Source organism: Paenibacillus glycanilyticus, assembly GCF_023715145.1.
GTDB classification, from domain to species: Bacteria; Bacillota; Bacilli; order Paenibacillales; family Paenibacillaceae; genus Pristimantibacillus; species Pristimantibacillus glycanilyticus_A.
On sequence record NZ_JAMBNP010000063.1, the window covers coordinates 1 to 411 of the forward strand.

Annotated in this window: 1 protein-coding gene; it reads right to left on the bottom strand. The window is 56.7% G+C overall.

Features of this window, described 5'->3' with window-relative positions; translation table 11 throughout:
- Positions 1 to 411, bottom strand: a 411-nt coding sequence (locus tag M3194_RS30970) for a TolC family protein (RefSeq protein WP_251657986.1), incomplete at both ends; no start/stop codon positions are given.

The following is a 411-nucleotide window of genomic DNA, read 5'->3' on the forward strand; positions in this document are numbered from 1 at the left end:
CCCCATAAGTGAAGTACAGACGCGCACTGGTCAGCGCTCGTTGCTCTTCTACGTCGATCTGTTTGAGGCGGGCTTCGATGAGTTCACGTCGGGCGGCAACCACCGCGTTTAAATCGCCCTTGCCTGCACGGTAACTGGCCATGCTGAGCTCGACCTTTTCCTTGGCCAGCGGCACCAGGCTGTCCTGATTTCTGCGCACGGCACGATCCAGACGCTCATAGTCAGCCAGTTCATTTTCCAGCTGCTGGGTATGCTCGCGTGACAGCGCTTCGCGCTCGGCCTCCAATTGGTTGAGTTCAGCCTGCTTGGCCGCAATCCTAGGGTTTTGGCGAGAGTCGAGAAATAGCGGTAAATCCCAGGAAAGTTGAACGCTGACCATGTCGCCGAACTGACGGTCACGATGCTGATAAT